At 70.4% G+C, this 16,522-nt stretch carries 16 protein-coding genes and 1 pseudogene; 5 read left to right on the forward strand and 12 right to left on the reverse strand.

Going from position 1 to position 16,522, the window contains the following annotated elements:
• Positions 1–105: 105 nt before the first annotated feature.
• Together OG841_RS18675 and OG841_RS18680 are read right to left on the reverse strand one after the other, a co-directional pair.
• Entirely contained in the window at positions 106–693 is a 588-nt protein-coding gene (locus OG841_RS18675; protein WP_007384137.1) for a sigma-70 family RNA polymerase sigma factor, read from the reverse strand.
• A 286-nt stretch (positions 694–979) separates the two neighbouring features.
• Positions 980–1,591, reverse strand: a complete 612-nt coding sequence (locus tag OG841_RS18680; RefSeq protein WP_003948568.1) for a response regulator transcription factor — start codon at positions 1,589–1,591, stop codon at positions 980–982.
• A gap of 381 nt (positions 1,592–1,972) precedes the next feature.
• On the opposite strand from OG841_RS18680, the gene OG841_RS18685 reads away from it, so the two are divergent.
• A complete protein-coding gene (locus OG841_RS18685) occupies positions 1,973–2,299 on the forward strand; it encodes a WhiB family transcriptional regulator (protein ID WP_328640439.1) in 327 nt (108 codons plus the stop codon).
• Positions 2,300–2,351: 52 nt separating this feature from the next.
• On the opposite strand, the gene OG841_RS18690 is transcribed toward OG841_RS18685, so the two are convergent.
• Positions 2,352–3,248, reverse strand: a complete 897-nt coding sequence (locus OG841_RS18690; RefSeq protein WP_365119564.1) for a LysR family transcriptional regulator — start codon at positions 3,246–3,248, stop codon at positions 2,352–2,354.
• Positions 3,249–3,322: 74 nt separating this feature from the next.
• Here OG841_RS18690 and OG841_RS18695 point away from each other — a divergent pair.
• The 3 genes and pseudogenes from OG841_RS18695 (at position 3,323) to OG841_RS18705 (ending at position 5,419) form a co-directional block, all read left to right on the forward strand.
• Positions 3,323–3,840 (forward strand): annotated as a pseudogene (locus OG841_RS18695) (MOSC domain-containing protein).
• A 51-nt stretch (positions 3,841–3,891) separates the two neighbouring features.
• Positions 3,892–4,665, forward strand: coding sequence for an SDR family NAD(P)-dependent oxidoreductase (locus tag OG841_RS18700; RefSeq protein WP_328640438.1), 774 nt, complete (start codon positions 3,892–3,894; stop codon positions 4,663–4,665).
• Positions 4,666–4,729: 64 nt separating this feature from the next.
• Complete coding sequence (locus OG841_RS18705) at positions 4,730–5,419, forward strand: ester cyclase (RefSeq protein ID WP_328640437.1); 690 nt, start codon at positions 4,730–4,732, stop codon at positions 5,417–5,419.
• A 67-nt stretch (positions 5,420–5,486) separates the two neighbouring features.
• Here OG841_RS18705 and groL read toward each other — a convergent pair whose 3' ends face one another.
• The 4 genes from groL to OG841_RS18725 form a co-directional block, all read right to left on the reverse strand.
• Positions 5,487–7,112 (reverse strand): chaperonin GroEL, encoded by a 1,626-nt coding sequence (gene groL, locus OG841_RS18710; RefSeq protein ID WP_059204883.1) that lies wholly within the window; start codon positions 7,110–7,112, stop codon positions 5,487–5,489.
• Positions 7,113–7,223: 111 nt separating this feature from the next.
• Positions 7,224–7,532, reverse strand: coding sequence for a co-chaperone GroES (groES, locus tag OG841_RS18715; RefSeq protein ID WP_003998759.1), 309 nt, complete (start codon positions 7,530–7,532; stop codon positions 7,224–7,226).
• A 200-nt stretch (positions 7,533–7,732) separates the two neighbouring features.
• Positions 7,733–8,530 (reverse strand): polysaccharide deacetylase family protein, encoded by a 798-nt coding sequence (locus OG841_RS18720; RefSeq protein WP_371566174.1) that lies wholly within the window; start codon positions 8,528–8,530, stop codon positions 7,733–7,735.
• On the reverse strand, positions 8,527–9,429 hold the full coding sequence (locus OG841_RS18725) for a polysaccharide deacetylase family protein (RefSeq protein ID WP_371566175.1): 903 nt from the start codon (positions 9,427–9,429) through the stop codon (positions 8,527–8,529). Before OG841_RS18725 ends, OG841_RS18720 begins: the two co-directional genes overlap by 4 nt.
• 129 nt (positions 9,430–9,558) lie before the next feature.
• Between OG841_RS18725 and OG841_RS18730 the strand changes: the two genes are divergently transcribed.
• The gene (locus OG841_RS18730; RefSeq protein WP_371566176.1) at positions 9,559–10,734 is read left to right on the forward strand and encodes a class I SAM-dependent methyltransferase; all 1,176 of its coding nucleotides are present in this window, start codon (positions 9,559–9,561) and stop codon (positions 10,732–10,734) included.
• Between the two features lie 21 nt (positions 10,735–10,755).
• Here the strand turns inward: OG841_RS18730 and OG841_RS18735 are convergent, their stop codons facing one another.
• From OG841_RS18735 to OG841_RS18755, 5 genes are all read right to left on the reverse strand, one after another.
• Positions 10,756–11,964, reverse strand: coding sequence for an RNA polymerase sigma factor (locus OG841_RS18735; RefSeq protein ID WP_365119657.1), 1,209 nt, complete (start codon positions 11,962–11,964; stop codon positions 10,756–10,758).
• A 128-nt stretch (positions 11,965–12,092) separates the two neighbouring features.
• Positions 12,093–12,449 carry a YciI family protein gene (locus OG841_RS18740; protein ID WP_037719081.1) on the reverse strand — a complete coding sequence of 119 codons (357 nt, stop codon included), beginning with the start codon at positions 12,447–12,449 and terminating at the stop codon, positions 12,093–12,095.
• Positions 12,450–12,586: 137 nt separating this feature from the next.
• The gene (locus OG841_RS18745) at positions 12,587–13,987 is read right to left on the reverse strand and encodes an FG-GAP and VCBS repeat-containing protein (RefSeq protein WP_371566177.1); all 1,401 of its coding nucleotides are present in this window, start codon (positions 13,985–13,987) and stop codon (positions 12,587–12,589) included.
• An 83-nt stretch (positions 13,988–14,070) separates the two neighbouring features.
• Positions 14,071–15,105, reverse strand: a complete 1,035-nt coding sequence (locus OG841_RS18750; protein ID WP_328640432.1) for an LCP family protein — start codon at positions 15,103–15,105, stop codon at positions 14,071–14,073.
• Between the two features lie 73 nt (positions 15,106–15,178).
• On the reverse strand, positions 15,179–16,522 hold the full coding sequence (locus OG841_RS18755) for an endo-1,4-beta-xylanase (protein ID WP_328640431.1): 1,344 nt from the start codon (positions 16,520–16,522) through the stop codon (positions 15,179–15,181).

A 16,522-nucleotide genomic window follows, 5' to 3' on the forward strand; every position in this document is an offset into this window, starting at 1 on the left:
AACGGGAAGCAAGCGCGTCACATTCCACGGATTCCACGGTTCGGACCCGCTCCGGGCTTCGTATGTTCGTACGGAAGCGGCGCGCCGCCCGTTCAGGAGCGCGCCCTACTGCTCGGCCAGCGCTCGCAACCTGCTCAGCGCCCGGTGCTGCGCCACACGGACCGCACCGGGTGACATTCCCAACATCTGACCCGTCTCCTCCGCCGTCAACCCCACGGCGATGCGCAGCAGCAGCAGTTCGCGCTGGTTCTCGGGGAGGTTGGCCAGCAGCTTCTTGGCCCATTCGGCGTCGCTGCTGAGCAGCGCCCGCTCCTCGGGGCCGAGCGAGTCGTCGGGCCGCTCCGGCATCTCGTCGGACGGAACCGCCGTCGAACCGGGGTGGCGCATGGCCGCGCGCTGCAGGTCGGCGACCTTGTGCGCGGCGATGGCGAAGACGAACGCCTCGAAGGGGCGCCCGGTGTCGCGATAGCGCGGCAGGGCGAGGAGGACGGCTACGCAGACCTCCTGCGCGAGGTCCTCCACGAAGTGCCGGGCGTCACCCGGGAGCCGGGACAGCCGGGTGCGGCAGTAGCGCAGGGCCAGCGGGTGGACATGGGCGAGCAGGTCGTGCGTGGCCTGCTCGTCCCCCTCCACTGCACTGTGGACGAGCGCACCGATCGCCCCATGGGGATGAGCCGCCTCGTCGTCGCGCATCGGTCCATGGTGCCCTGGCGTCGTTGGATCCGTGGCATCGCGCTGGTTGTTGTGCACCGAAGCGTTATGAGCAGGTGCGCCGGAAGCCATACCCTGCGCCCTCCCCTTCCGCTCGACCGACTCGTCCCCGAGAGACTCCACATCTCCAAGGATGCGGCATCCGCCACGAAACAGGCAGCGGGGCATCGAAGGGGCCGCTCGACCGCGCCCCGTCAGGGGCGCGGGGAACTGCGCGACCAGCCACGAACAACCCGCAGCCTTACTACGACCGCACGTGACGCAATGCTCAGCGCACCAGGCCCCAGCGGAAGCCGAGCGCGACCGCATGCGCCCGGTCCGAGGCACCCAGCTTCTTGAACAACCGCCGAGCGTGCGTCTTGACGGTGTCCTCGGAGAGAAAGAGCTCACGCCCGATCTCCGCGTTGGAGCGACCGTGACTCATGCCTTCGAGCACCTGGATCTCACGCGCGGTGAGCGTGGGCGCCGCGCCCATCTCCGCCGACCGCAGCCGACGCGGGGCGAGCCGCCAGGTCGGGTCGGCGAGCGCCTGCGTCACCGTGGCGCGCAACTCCGCGCGTGAGGCGTCCTTGTGAAGGTAGCCCCGGGCACCCGCGGCCACCGCGAGAGCGACCCCGTCGAGGTCCTCCGCGACCGTGAGCATGATGATGCGCGCACCGGGGTCCGCCGACAGCAGCCGCCGCACGGTCTCGACGCCGCCCAGACCGGGCATGCGTACGTCCATCAGAATCAGGTCCGAACGGTCCGCGCCCCAGCGGCGGAGGACTTCCTCGCCGTTGGCCGCGGTCGTCACGCGCTCGACGCCGGGCACGGTCGCGACCGCGCGGCGGAGCGCCTCTCGGGCAAGCGGGGAGTCGTCGCAGACGAGGACGGATGTCATGGCCGTCCTCCGCAGCTGATGCACGTCACCTTGAGCCTCCAGGCTGGTACGAAATCGTCACCTGTGCGGTCGACCGACTCGGACGCCTGTCCGAGCGCTTGTGTTTTCAACCGCCTCCGCACTCTCAACGACGGTCACCCGAAAGAGTTACGGGGCTGCGCACTGTCTTCGGCACTCTACGTGAGGGCGCGGACACGGTGCAGACATGCACGGCGGACCCACAACGTTTCATCACAACCCATGCCCCATTCAGACCCTTTTCTTCCCATTTCCTGGTGTCTGAGGCTAGATTCGCAATGAGTCATATTTTCATCTCCTTAGATCGTAGATGTACGGTCGTGGACACCGTATCCGCCCAGAACGGCTACAAGGGGTCACGCAATGGCAGATTTCTCCCGCCTTCCCGGACCGAACGCGGACCTTTGGGACTGGCAGCTCCTGGCCGCCTGTCGCGGGGTGGACAGCTCGCTCTTCTTCCATCCGGAGGGCGAGCGCGGTGCGGCCCGGAGCGCTCGCGAGAACTCGGCCAAGGAGGTCTGCATGAGGTGCCCGGTACGCGCGCAGTGCGCGGCGCACGCGCTCGCGGTGAGAGAACCGTACGGCGTATGGGGCGGGCTGACCGAGGACGAGCGCGAGGAGCTCATGGGGCGGGCGCGGCACCGGCTGGTGTCCGCGTCGTCCGTGGGGAGCGCCGCATCGAACAACTGAAGGAACGTTTCTCCAGGAAGGGCACGCACGCGTGCCCTTCATTCTTTTCGGCCTACCGGTCGGCCGCGCGCGCCAGTTGCTCCAGCGTCGCCGCCACCGCCGGCACCTGGGCCAGATCGGGCAGCGTGAGCGCGACGATCTCCCGCCGGACCGCCGGTTCCAGTGTCACCGTGCGCGCGCCTCGTGGCCGTACGGACTCGACCGCGAGCTGGGGCAGGACGGCGACGCCGAGGCCCGCGCCCACCAGGCCGACGACCGCCGGATAGTCGTCGGTCGCGAAATCGATGCGGGGCGTGAAGCCGGCTCCCTCGCACACCTCGACCAACTGGCCGCGGCAGCGCGGGCATCCGGCGATCCACGACTCCCCGGCGAGCTCCCCGATGGACACGGCCCCCGCGCGCGCGAGCCGGTGCCGCTCCGGTACGAGGGCGACGAGCCGGTCGGTCAGCAGGGGCCGTACGACGAGGTCGTCCCACTCGTCACCGCCCCCGGCACCCTCGTACCGGAAGGCGAGCGCGATGTCGCAGTCGCCCTCCCGCAGCAGGCCGACGGACTGCGGGGGTTCGGCCTCCTCCAGAAAGACGCGGGTGCCGGGGTGGGCGGCGCGCAGGGCGGCGAGGGCGGTGGGGACGAGGGTGGAGCTGCCGCTGGGGAAGGAGACGAGCCGAACGCGCCCGGCCCGCAGGCCGGCGATGGCGGCGACCTCCTCCTCCGCCGCCGTCAGCCCCGCCAGGATGCCGGCGGCGTGCCGCACCAGCGCCTCGCCCGCCTGCGTCAGCCGCATCTCGCGTCCGCTGCGGATGAGCAACGGCGTGCCCACGGACGTCTCCAGGGCCTTCATCTGCTGGCTGACGGCGGGCTGGGTGCAGCCCAGTTCACGCCCCGCGGCGGAGAAGGAGCCGGTCGCGGCGACGGCACGCAGAACACGGAGATGTCGGGCCTCGATCACGTTTCGAGGATAAGCCCTGCTTTGATACGGCGACGAATAATGCATGGCATCTTTGGGTTCCGGTCCCTTGCCGTATCGACAAGCGGCCGGTCGACGGGCCGGTGCGGGTGGCCGCGCCGGGTCCCCCAGGGCATCCGTGGGAATGGGCTCGCCGGGGACGCGGTGTGCAAGAAGCAGCACCACGGCGGCGACGACCAGGCCGTGTACGCCATGGCGCGCGAGGACCTGGACGCGTGGGAGGGCGAGCTGGGCCGCTCGTTGGCCAACGGCGCCTTCGGTGAGAACCTCACGACGCGGGGCATCGACGTCTCCGGCGCGCTGATCGGCGAGCGCCGGCGCCTCGGGCCCGCGGTGGTGCTCGAGGTCACGAGCGCGCGCATCCCGTGCGGCACCTTTCAGGGCCACATGGACGAGAAGCGGTGGGTGCAGCGGTTCACGCAGAGGGGCGCGCCCGGGGCGTATTCGCGGATGATCCAACCGGGCGATGACCACCGAACGGCCGCTCCAGCCACGGCTGCTGGCGGCGGGTGGGGCACTCCATTCGGAGCTGCGGACGTGGGCGCTCGCGTATGTGGAGCAGAACGGCGCCTGACGGCGTCCTCCGCAGGCGGACGCTGTCGGTCCCGGTCATTAACCTTGCGCCATGACAACGGCATTGATTACGGGATCGACCGCGGGCATCGGTGCCGCGTTCGCACGACGGCTGGCGGCTGACGGGCACAACCTGGTGCTGGTGGCCCGCGACACCAAGCGGCTCCAGGAACAGGCGACCGAACTCCACGACCGCCACGGCATCGAGGCCGAGGTCCTCACCGCCGACCTCGCCACGGACGCGGGCATCGAGGCGGTCGCCGCCCGCCTCTCCGACCGCAGGTCCCCCGTCGACCTCCTCGTCAACAACGCCGGCTTCGGCAACAAGGGCCGTTATCTCGACGTCTCCATGGCCGACGAGCTGAAGATGCTCAAGGTGCACTGCGAGGCGGTGCTGCGCCTGACGTCGGCGGCGACGGAGGCGATGCGGGAGCGGGGGCGCGGGGGTGTGGTGAACGTCGCGTCGGTGGCCGCGTTCGTGCCTCGTGGCACGTATGGCGCCTCGAAGGCGTGGGTCGTGCAGTTCACGCAGGGCGCGGCGAAGGACCTCGCGGGCAGTGGCGTACGGCTCATGGCGCTGTGCCCCGGCTTCGTGCGCACGGAGTTCCACCAGCGGGCCGGGATGGGCACGGACAACATCCCGGGCTGGATGTGGCTCGACGCGGACAAGCTGGTGGCCGCGGCGCTGAGCGACCTGTCCCGCGGGAAGTCGCTGTCTGTCCCGGACCCGCGGTACAAGGCGCTGATGGGGTTGGTGAAGGTGGCGCCGCGGGGTCTGCTGGGCGGGATCTCGTCGCGGACGGGGCGGAAGTACGGGCCGCAGTAAGGCCCGAAAAGGCGGACAATGGTGCTGTTCGAACCGGACCCAGGGGGGCCGGAGGTGATCGCGTATGACGTTCGTACAGCTCATCGACTGCAGGACCAGCCGTTTCGACGAGATGGACCGGCTGATGGACACGTGGGTCGAGCAGACCAAGGGAAAGCGGACCGCGACGCACGCGGTGGTCGGCAAGGACCGGTCCGACACGTCGCACTTCGTCGAGATCGTGGAGTTCCCGTCGTACGAGGAGGCGATGCGGAATTCGGGACTGCCGGAGACCGAACGGATCTTCCAGGGGATGGTCGCGCTGTGCGACGAGATGCCGACCTTCACGGATCTGGACGTGGTGCGGGACGAGCAGCTCAACCCGGCGACGTCACGGGAGTTCTTCGAGCGGGCCGGGCGGTCCGAGACGGACGCCGTGTTCGAACGGTTCTCCGACGACTACCTGGAGCATGACCCGGCCAACCCCGGCGACGTCGGGCTGCAGAGGTCGCGCGAGGTGTATGCCGGGTGGGTGCAGGCCTTCGACCTCGCCTTCCGGGTCGACGACCAGATCGCCCAGGACGACCGGGTGTGCACCCGATGGACCGTGGCCGGCCGGCACAAGGGCGATTTCCTCGGGATCCCGGCCACCGGCCAGAACGTCACCATGAGCGGCACCACCTGGCACCGGTTCCGGGACGGGATGATCTGCGAGGGCTGGTGGCAGTACGACCGGGCCGGGCTGATGGAACAGCTGGGAGTACTCGGGGAGTGACCCGCGAAGGGGAAGGGCCCCGGTCCGGCACGGGTGTGCGGAACGGGGCCCTTTGCGAGCGCTGGGCTCAGTGGGAGTGGCCGTGGCCGTGACCACCGGCGGCCGGCTCCTCCTCTTCCTTCTTCTCGACGACCAGGGTCTCGGTCGTCAGGAGGAGGGAGGCGATGGAGGCGGCGTTCTCCAGGGCGGAGCGGGTGACCTTGACCGGGTCGATGACGCCGGCCTTGACCAGGTCGCCGTACTCGCCGGTCGCGGCGTTGAAGCCCTGGCCCTTGTCGAGCTCGGCGACCTTGGCGGTGATGACGTAGCCCTCGAGGCCGGCGTTCTCCGCGATCCAGCGCAGCGGCTCGACGACGGCCTTGCGGACGACCGCGACACCGGTGGCCTCGTCGCCGGTCTTGCCGAGGCCGCCCTCGAGCACCTTGGCGGCGTGGACCAGAGCGGAGCCACCACCGGAGACGATGCCCTCCTCGACCGCGGCGCGGGTCGCGGAGATGGCGTCCTCCAGACGGTGCTTCTTCTCCTTCAGCTCCACCTCGGTGGCGGCGCCGACCTTGATCACGCACACGCCGCCGGCCAGCTTCGCGAGGCGCTCCTGGAGCTTCTCGCGGTCCCAGTCGGAGTCGGTGTTCTCGATCTCGGCCTTGATCTGGGCGACGCGGCCCGTGACCTCGGAGGAGTCGCCGGCACCGTCGACGACCGTGGTGTCGTCCTTGGTGACGGTGACGCGGCGGGCGGTGCCGAGCACGTCCAGGCCGACCTGGTCGAGCTTGAGGCCGACCTCCTCGGAGATGACCGTGGCGCCGGTGAGGACCGCCAGGTCCTGGAGCATCGCCTTGCGGCGGTCACCGAAGCCGGGAGCCTTGACGGCGACCGCGTTGAACGTGCCGCGGATCTTGTTGACGACCAGGGTCGACAGGGCCTCGCCGTCGACGTCCTCGGCGATGATCAGCAGCGGCTTGGAGGCACCCGACTGGATGACCTTCTCGAGCAGCGGCAGCAGGTCCTGGATCGAGGAGATCTTGCCCTGGTTGATCAGGATGTACGGGTCGTCGAGGACGGCCTCCATACGCTCCTGGTCGGAGACCATGTAGGGCGACAGGTAGCCCTTGTCGAAGGCCATGCCCTCGGTGAAGTCCAGCTCCAGACCGAAGGTGTTGGACTCCTCGACGGTGATGACACCGTCCTTGCCGACCTTGTCCATCGCCTCGGCGATGAGCTCGCCGACCTGGCTGTCCTGGGCGGACAGACCGGCGACGGCGGCGATGTCGGACTTCTCGTCGATCGGGCGGGCGGTCGCGAGGAGCTCCTCGGACACGGCCTTGACCGCGGCGTCGATGCCCTTCTTCAGGGCGGCCGGGGAGGCACCCGCGGCGACGTTCTTCAGGCCCTCGCGGACCAGCGCCTGGGCCAGCACGGTGGCGGTGGTGGTGCCGTCACCCGCGATGTCGTTGGTCTTGGTCGCCACCTCCTTCACCAGCTGGGCGCCGAGGTTCTCGTACGGGTCCTCGATCTCGACCTCACGGGCGATCGTGACACCGTCGTTGGTGATGGTGGGAGCGCCGAACTTCTTGTCGATGACGACGTTGCGACCCTTGGGGCCGATCGTCACCTTGACCGTGTCGGCAAGCTTGTTGACGCCGCGCTCGAGGGCGCGACGGGCGTCCTCGTCGAACTTCAGGATCTTCGCCATGGGAGCGTGAGCCCTCTCGGAAATCTAGGTGAAAAGAGACTGCGCCCCGGGCGCCCGGCTTGTTAGTGGTCGGGGGGCCAGGGGCGCAGCTCAGAGAAATGCTTCGGTGAATTACTTCTCGATGATCGCGAGCACGTCGCGAGCCGAGAGGACGAGGTACTCCTCGCCGTTGTACTTCACCTCGGTGCCGCCGTACTTGCTGTACAGCACGATGTCGCCGGTCTTGACGTCGAGCGGCAGGCGCTCGCCGTTCTCGAAGCGGCCCGGGCCCACGGCCAGGACGACGCCCTCCTGGGGCTTCTCCTTGGCGGTGTCCGGGATGACCAGGCCAGAGGCGGTGGTCTGCTCGGCGTCGAGCGGCTGGACCACAATGCGGTCCTCGAGCGGCTTGATGGCAACCTTGGAGCTGGTGGTCGTCACGATCCGACCTCCCCCTTCGGAGATCACGGGGTTGACTGTCTGAGGTGGCGACCAGGTGGATCCGTCGTCGCGGGTGCCGGACCTGCCCGTCGCTGTGTTGGCACTCTCCAGGGGGGAGTGCCAGACCCGAGACTATGACCGCGATTAGCACTCGGTCAAGCGGAGTGCCAATCGCGTCTCCGGTGGCGTGGCCGGAGCACCTACAGATAGTCCTCCAGCCGCCCCACCGTCAGCCCGCGCCGCTCGATCTCCCGCAGCACCCTCGTCGTCCGTTCCGTCAGCGTCGGTCCCGACGCCTCCCCCGATGCCACCGAGACGATGTCTCCCGCCCGCAGCGGCCGCTGCGGCGCGCCACCCGCCGGCGACACGCTCCACAGCACCACCGCCGAGAGCCCGCAGTCGGCCGCCGCGCGCAGGGTCGTGCGGTCGTACGTGCCATAGGGCGGCCGGAACAGCCGCGGCCGGATCCCGAAGCGGGACCGCACCTTCTCCTGCTGGCCGCAGATCTCGGCGCGCTGGCCGGGGTACGGCAGCCCGCGCAGGGCGGGGTGGTCCAGGGTGTGGTTCTGGATGCTCGCGCCGACCGACTGGAGGCGCGCGAAGTGGCCGTACCCGGGGCCGACGACACTGTCGGTGAGGAACATGCTGACGGGCAGCCGCAGTTCACGGACCATGTCGACGAACCGCGGATCCCTCTCGGCACCGTCGTCATAGGTGAGGAAGACGACCTTGTCGGACGTCCCGACACGTCTGACGACCGGCGGCAGGCCGGCCCGGCGCACCGCCGCGCGCACCGGCACCCGCGGGGGCGTATGCAGCGGGGCCAGGAGGCCCCAGTGGCGGTACGGCCGTCCGTCCGCTCCGTCCCCGCCCGGTCCGTCCGACCCCACCCGCTGCGCCGCCTTCTTGCCCAGCCGTTCGATGGGATCGACGGACTGGGCACAGCCGGTGAGCAGGACGGCGGCCAGCCCGCCGGCGACCAGTGCCCGCGCTCTCACAGGTAGTCCTCGAGGCGGGCCACCGCGTACCCCTCGGCCGTGATCCTGTTCAGGAAGCGGCGGACCATGTCGGGCATCGTGCCCTTCCAGTCCTCCCGGCCCCGGAAGTGGCTGAGCACGATGTCGCCGGGGTGGATGTCCTGGTCCGGCTCGCGGTACTCCCAGTGGTCGACGAAGACCTCTTCGTTCCAGATGGGCGCGTACTTGATGCCGCAGGACCTGGCCGCGCGCAGGGTGTCCTCGTTGTAGTTGCCGTAGGGCGGGCGGAAGAGCGTGGGCCGCTTGCCGAACCGCCTTTCCATGACGTCCTGCATCCCACAGATCTCGCGCTGCTGGCCGGCGTACGACAGCGCGGGCAGGTAGGGGTGGTGGAGCGTGTGGTTGTTCAGCACCACCCCCGTGTCCCGCATCCTCGCGAAGTAGCCGTAGTCGTCCTTGACCAGGTAGTCGCTGAGGAAGGCGGTGTACGGGATCTTCAGCTCGCTCATCATCCGCAGGAATGCGGGGTCCTTCTCGGCGCCGTCGTCGATGGTGAGGAAGACGATCTTCTGCTCGGTGGGGACCGTGGTGAAGACCGGGGGCAGCCCCTTCTCCTCGTGGCCGTCGACCTCGAAGCCGTGGCGGGTGGTGATGCGGGGCTTGGCCACGGGCGCCGGCGGGGCCGTCAGTGGCACCTCCTTCAGGCCCCAGCGCCTGGCGGCGGCGATCCGGATCTGCTCGGCGCGGAGCCGGGCGGCCCGGATACGGGTCTTGTCGGCCTGGAGGTCTCCGGCGGGAGCCGGGGGCGCGTTGAGGGGCTGCTGCGGCCGTACGCCGGTCCCGGCCGGGCCGGCGCAGCCGGAGACCAGGGCGGCCACCGCCAGGAGGACGAGGCCGCCACGGATCGACACCGACACCATCAACGCACCATTTTTATACTTTTGTCCTACTGTTCCCATGAGGCCGGATCCTCGCAGGTCACGGCCTCGCACCCGAGCCGACACCGCCGCTGGAAGCGGACCGTCCACCGACTGGCCCACAATGACCCGGTGAACGACCTCGCCCCCCTCCTCGCCCCCGAGGGCCGTGCCCTCCTCGACGAAGTGCGCGGTACCGCCCCCGCCGACGAACTCGCCGTCGCCACCCGGCTGCGCCGCGAGCATCCCGCCGAACTCGTCTCCGCGGCGCTCGGCCAGGCGCGGTTGCGGCAGCGGGCGGCGGCCAAGTTCGGGGCCGAGGACGCGGAGCGGATGTTCTTCACGCCGAACGGGGTGGAGCAGTCGACCCGGGCGAGCGTGGCGGCATACCGCGCGGAGCGCCTGCGGGCCCTGGGCGCCACCTCCGTCGCCGACCTGTGCTGCGGGATCGGCGGGGACGCGATCGCGCTGGCCCGGGCCGGGATCCGGGTCCTCGCGGTGGACCGGGATCCGCTGACGGCGGCGGCCGCGCGGGCGAACGCGGACGCGCTGGGACTCGCCGGCCTGATCGACGTACGCGAGGCGGACGTCACGGAGGTCGACACAGCCTCCTACGACGCCGTGTTCGTGGATCCGGCGAGGCGGGGCGGGCGTGGCCGCATCTTCGATCCGGAGGCCTACTCGCCGCCCCTGTCGTGGGCGGTCCGGGCGGCTCTGCGGGCCCCACACGCCGCGCTGAAGGTCGCGCCCGGCATCCCGCACGAGGCGGTTCCGGCGCAGGCCGAGGCGGAGTGGATCTCCGACGGCGGGGACGTGAAGGAGGCGGTGCTGTGGTTCGGCACCGCACCGGGAGCCGTCCGGGCCACGCTGCTGCCGGGACCGCGGAGCCTGCTCGGCCGGGGGCTCCCCGACCCCGGAGTCCGTTCCGTGGGGCGGTACTTGTACGAGCCCGACGGCGCCGTCATCCGGGCCCATCTGGTGGCCGAGGCGGCCGAGGAGCTCGACGGCGGGCTGATCGACCCCACCATCGCCTACGTCACCGCGGACGCGTTGCGCGCGACCCCGTACGCCACGGCGTACGAGATCACCGACCGACTCCCCTTCAACGTCAAGAAGTTGAAGGCGCTGCTGCGGGAGCGGGAGGTCGGGATCCTGACCGTGAAGAAGCGCGGGTCGGCCGTCGAGCCGGAGGAACTGCGCCGCAAGGCGCTTCCGAAGCCGCAGGGACCCAACTCGGTGACCGTGTTCCTGACCCGGGTCGCGGGGGCACCGACCATGCTGCTGGGACGGCCGGCGGGACTTACGTGAGCGGCTCCAGGTGACAACGGATCACCGACCGCACTCCCGCGCCCGGTCCAGCAGCAGCTCCCGCTCCCGCTCGTTGCGGGTCAGCGCGGCCGCCCGCTCGAACTCGGCCCGCGCCTCGGTCGTACGTCCGAGGCGGGCGAGGAGGTCGCCGCGCACGCTCGGTAGCAAGTGGTAGTCGAGCAGCGCGGGTTCGTCGGTGAGCGCGTCGACGATCTCCAGGGCCGGGCCCGGGCCCTCGGCCATCGAGACGGCGACCGCGCGGTTGAGTTCGACGACCGGGGAGGGGGCGCGGGCGGCGAGCAGGGCGTAGAGGGTGGCGATGGCCGGCCAGTCGGTCTCGTCGTAGGAGTACGCGTGCGCGTGGCAGGCGGCGATGGCGGCCTGGAGGACGTAGGGGCCGGGGGCGCCCGCGGCCGTGGCCTCCGCGCGGCCCAGGGCCTTGATGCCGCGGGCGATGAGCATGCGGTTCCAGCGGCTGCGGTTCTGGTCCCTGAGCAGGACCGGTTCGCCCCGCGGTCCGGTGCGGGCGGCCGTGCGCGAGGCCTGGAACTCCAACAGGGCGGCGAGGCCGTGCACTTCGGGTTCCTTGGGCATGAGGGCGGACAGCAGGCGGGCCAGCCGCAGGGCGTCCTCGCACAGGGAGGGGCGCAGCCAGTCGTCGCCTGCCGTGGCCGCGTATCCCTCGTTGAAGATCAGGTAGATGACGTCCAGGACGGATCCGAGGCGGGCCTCGCGGTCGGGGCCGTAGGGCACCTCGAAGGCGATGTTCTTCGTGGCGAGGGTCCGCTTGGCGCGCACGATGCGCTGGGCGACCGTCGCCTCCGGGACGAGGAAGGCGCGGGCGATCTCGGGAGTGGTCAGACCGCCGAGCAGCCGCAGGGTGAGGGCGGTGCGGGCCTCGGCGGACAGCACCGGGTGACAGGTGGTGAAGACGAGTCTGAGCAGGTCGTCGTCGATGTCCTCGGGGTCGGACGGTTCCTCCGGCGGGGCGGTCTCCGACAGGTCCCGGCCGATCTCGGCCAGCTTGCGGGCGTAGTTCTCCCGGCGGCGGACCAGGTCCACGGCCCGTCTGCGCGCGATGGCCATGAGCCAGGCGCCGGGGTTGTCGGGGACGCCGTCGCGCGGCCACTGCTCCAGTGCCGCGACCAGGGCGTCCTGGGCGAGCTCCTCGGCGATGCCGACGTCCCGGACGACACGGGTGACACCGGCGATGATGCGCGGCGACTCCATGCGGAAGACGGTCTCGACGGAGGCGCGGGCGTCGGCTTCGGCGGAGGTGCGGGCATCGGCTTCGGGGGGCTGTGAGGTCACAGCCCCCCATTCGACACCCGTACGGCCCCGCAGCCAAGGAAGCGGGCTCAGCCCTCCGCGATCTCCCGCACCTCGCAGGTGACCGTCCAGTGCTCCTCGTGCACCTTCAGGAAGCGCTTGGTCCACTCGATCGCCTCGGCCATGTCCTTGGCCTGGACGATGGCGTACCCCCCGACGACCTCCTTCGCCTCGGTGAAGGGGCCGTCGGTCACCGACAGCTGCCCCTTCTCCCAGCGCACCCGGGCCCCCTGCGCGGTCGGCGTCAGCCCGGCGGTGTCCAGCAGCACTCCGGCCTTCGTCATCTCCTCGATCAGCTCGCCCATCCGCTGCATCAGCGCGTCGCTGGGGCCCTCGGCGGGGGCGGTCTTCTCGTCGATCTGGACCATCGACAGGTAACGCGGCATGGTGACTCCTCGGTCGCTACGGGGCCGGTCCTTCCCGGCCTCTCACCAGTGCGTCGATCGGGAGAGGCCGGGATCGACAGACCCCGCGGATTTCTTCGGAGATTTTTTCCAGGGCCCCGAAACAGGGTCCTGACCTGCTACGACAGCACCCCGCCGAACCACGCCTTGGCGGACGGCGCCCCGATCGTCACCGGGCCGAAGGTGAACGCCGCGTCCGTCACGATGCCGGTCGGACGCCCCCGCAGCGACCAGACCGCGCCGTCGCCGGTGTTCTCGCGGGGCGCCGCCGCAGCGAGGTCCGCGTAGCTGTTGCCGTTGATGTCGAGGAGGCTGACCGAGCCGCCGAAGTTGTCGCTCGACTCCGCGGCACCGGGGACGCCGTCGGTGTCCTGGGTGAAGCCCTGGGCGGCATTGCCGGTCAGGCCGTCGTGGCTGCCGTAGAGGACGTTGACCATGCCCGCCCCGTCCTTGTCGCCGAGCCTCTCGCCGGGCGCGCCCACGGCCACGTCGGCGTAGCCGTCGCCGTTGACGTCACCGGCGGCCACCGCGTCGCCGAAACGGTCCTCCTCCTCCGTGGCGCCGGGGACCCCGTCGGTGTCCTGGCTGTACGACTTCCAGGTCGACGCCGGCTTCAGACCGGAGGTCGAGCCGAGGGCCACGGTGACCGTGGACTCGTTCGGGACGCCCCGGACGACGTCTGCGAAACCGTCGCCGTTGACGTCACCGAAGGCCACCTGACCGCTGCCCTCGGGGCCGGCGGCATAGGTGAAGGCGCCTCCCGAGGCGTTGGCCAGGTAGAGCTGGGAGCCGATGCCGCCGTCGCCGGTGTAGACGGTCAGCGCGAGGTCGTCGCGGCCGTCGCCGTTGACGTCCCCGGCGGCCGCGTACATCACGTCGAAGGGCTCCACCTTGGTCGAGCCGAAGTCCTGCGTGGCGGTCGGCTTCCCGGCCCGGGAGATCGGGCCCCGCCAGACGGTGGCCTCGGTGCCGAGCGGGTCGTCGCCCGGGGAGCGGCCGCCGCGGAACAGGACCAGGTCCTGCTTGCCGTCGCCGTCGAAGTCTCCGGCCTGAGTGGTGGCCGCGGGCACGGACACCCCGCCGGACAGGCCGTCCTGGCCGCCCCAGACGACGACCGCGTCCCGGGTCGAGGAGGCCTGCCCGATGATCAGGTCGGTGCGCCTGTCGCCGTCCAGGTCCCCCGTGGACAGCTGGTAGCCGAAGTTCTCGCCCGCGGCGGGATCGCCCGGGATGCCGCTGGTGGAACGGCTGATGATCGTGCGGTGGTCCTTGGTCAGACCGTGCGGGCCGCCGTACATGACGGTGACGTAGCCCGCCCCCTGCTTGCCGCCGACCGTGGCGATCGGGGCGCCGACGGCGAGGTCCTTGTAGCCGTCGCCGTTGAAGTCGTCCACGACGTCGTGGACGGACTTCGGGGCGGCCGCCGCGGCGGTGCCCGCCAGGGCGGGTATCCCGCCGAGCGCGAGCACGCCGGCGATCAGTGGCACGGACCAGGCTTTGTACGAACGCGAGTTGGACATCGGTGATCCCCCTGATTACTGCAATGTGGTCACCGCAACAGACACCACTGGACGCCCGATGGTTGCAACCGTCGTCCCGCTCTTCAGCGCAGCGACTCCCACAACTCGCTCGCCGCGGGTTCCTTCGCCACCACCCGGTTCGGGTTCGAGGGCGCGGTCACGACCGGCATGGTCACCGTCTTCACGTCGTCGCTCGACAGGCCCTTCAGGCTCTCGCCGAGGCTCATCAGCTCGGTCAGGGAGTCGAGGCCGGTGTCGGTGGTGAGACTGCCGGTGATCGCGTCGGCGACGGAGTACAGCTTGGTGGGGCTGGTCAGCAGGTTCGTCGAGGAGATCTGCTCCAGCAGGGCCTTCACCAGCTTCTGCTGGAGGCCTATGCGGCCCAGGTCGCTGCCGTCGCCTATGCCGTGCCGGGTGCGGGCGAACGCGAGGGCCTGCGTGCCGTTCAGGTGGTGGGTGCCCGCCTTGAGGGTGAGGTGGCTGTCGTCGTCGTCGATGTCCTCGTCCGTGGTCACCGTGACCCCGCCGAGCGCGTCGACCAGCTTCGCGAAGCCCGAGAAGTCGATCTCGACGTAGTGGTCCATGCGGACGTCCGTGATCGACTCGACGGTCTTGACCGCGCACACCGGACCGCCCACCGAGTAGGCGCTGTTGAACATCGCGCCGTACGCCGCCGACGTGGAGCCCCCGCTCTCCAGGGGGCACGACGGGCGGGTGACGAGGGTGTCGCGCGGGATGCTGACGACCGTCGCCGCGGTGCGGCCCGCGTCGATGTGCACGACCATCGCGGTGTCGGACCGGGCGCCGGTGCTGCTGCCGCCCCCGAGCGCCTGGTTCTCCTTGCCGCTGCGCGAGTCGGAGCCCAGGACCAGGATGTTCACCGCTTCCGTGGGCAGCGGCGCCTCCTGCGAGGCCGAAGGGGCCGGCGTCACCTTCGCGGGGCGGTCGTCGCCGAGCGCGCTGTTGATGTCGACGCTCTTGATGTTGCTGTTGAGGTGCCAGTACGCCCAGCCCGCCGCGGCACATCCCAGGACCAGCGTGCCCACGAGCGTGAGGCCGACGGCCTTCAGTACTCTCGGCCGCCGACCCGCTCGTCTGCCCTCGTCGTCTCCCGCCACAGGGAGGAACGTACGTCCGAATTATTACGAGGAAGGCCTCCTGGACGGCTTTCTTCGGAAAATCTCAGACTTCTCATTCCAGCGTCACGGCCGGTACCGGATTGCTGCCGTTCCACGAGGCGTTGAATCCGAAGGTCACCGAACCGCCGTCCGGCACGGTCCCGTTGTAGGCCGCGTTCGAGCAACCGACCGCGGTCCCCGACTGGGTGCAGGTCGCGTTCCAGGCCTGGGTGATCCGCTGCCCGCCGCCGTACGTCCAGCCGGCCTTCCACGACGACAGCGCGGCACCCGAACAGGAGATCTTCACCTGTCCCGTGAAGCCGGTGTCCCACTGACTGGTCACGCTGTACGCCGCGGTGCACGCGCCGGTCGGCGGAGGCGTGGTCGTGCCGCCGAGCGCCGCCGCGATCGCGTGGTACGCGGGTTTCGGCGCGTAGTTCTCGTCGTACGGGGTCGCCGCGCCCTCCCCCGGGAAGGTGCTCGGGATCCAGGAGTCGGAGTCGGTGAAGCCCCAGACGGTGACGCCGGCGCAGCGCGCGACCGCCACGCACGCGTTCATGACGGCCTTGTAGTCGGCGGCCTGCTGCGCGAGCTTCGTGCTGTCGGAGGGCAGCGGCATCCGGATGTCGAGCTCGGTGATCGCCACGTCGACTCCGAGGTCGGCGAAGCGCTGGATGTTCTGCTGGAGGGTGGAGGGCACCTGGCCGACGATCAGATGGGCCTGGAGCCCGACCCCGTCGATCGGGACGCCCTGTTCCTTCAGCGACTTGACCAGGTTGTAGAGGGCCGTGGACTTCGCGTTGACACCCTCGACGTTGTAGTCGTTGATGTAGAGCCTGGCGGCCGGGTCGGCGGCGCGGGCGGCGGTGAGGGCCTGGGCGATGTAGCCGGTGCCGAGGCCGTTGTACCAGAGGGTCTGGCGGTAGGTGCCGTCCTCGTTGAAGGCCTCGTTGACGACGTCCCAGGCGGCCAGCCGGCCCTTGTAGCGGCCGACCTCCAGCGCGATGTGGTCGTTCATCAGCTGACCGAGCTGAGCTGCGGTCCAGGTGCCGTTCGTCAGCCAGCTCGGGTTCTGGTTGTGCCAGAGCAGGGTGTGGCCGCGCACCTGCTGGCCGTGGGCCTCGGCGAAGTTCACGATCTGGTCGGCCTCGGCCCAGTTGTAGCTGCCCCGGGTCGGCTCGACCGAGCCCCACTTCATGGCGTTGCCGGGCGTCAGCGAGTTGAACTGCGCCCCGGCGAGGTCGCCGTAGGTGCCGGTGAGCTTGGAGCCGGTGACGGCCGTGCCCATGACCTTGCCCTTGGCCGCGGCGAGGTCGCGCAGGGGTACGTCGGCGGCGCTCGCCGTGGGGGCCGGGGCGAGCAGCGCGAGGCCGCTCAGGAGGGACACAAGGGATAAGCCGGTTCTCAGAGATCTCAT

The sequence above is a fragment of the Streptomyces canus genome, assembly GCF_041435015.1.
Classification (GTDB): Bacteria; Actinomycetota; Actinomycetes; order Streptomycetales; family Streptomycetaceae; genus Streptomyces; species Streptomyces canus_G.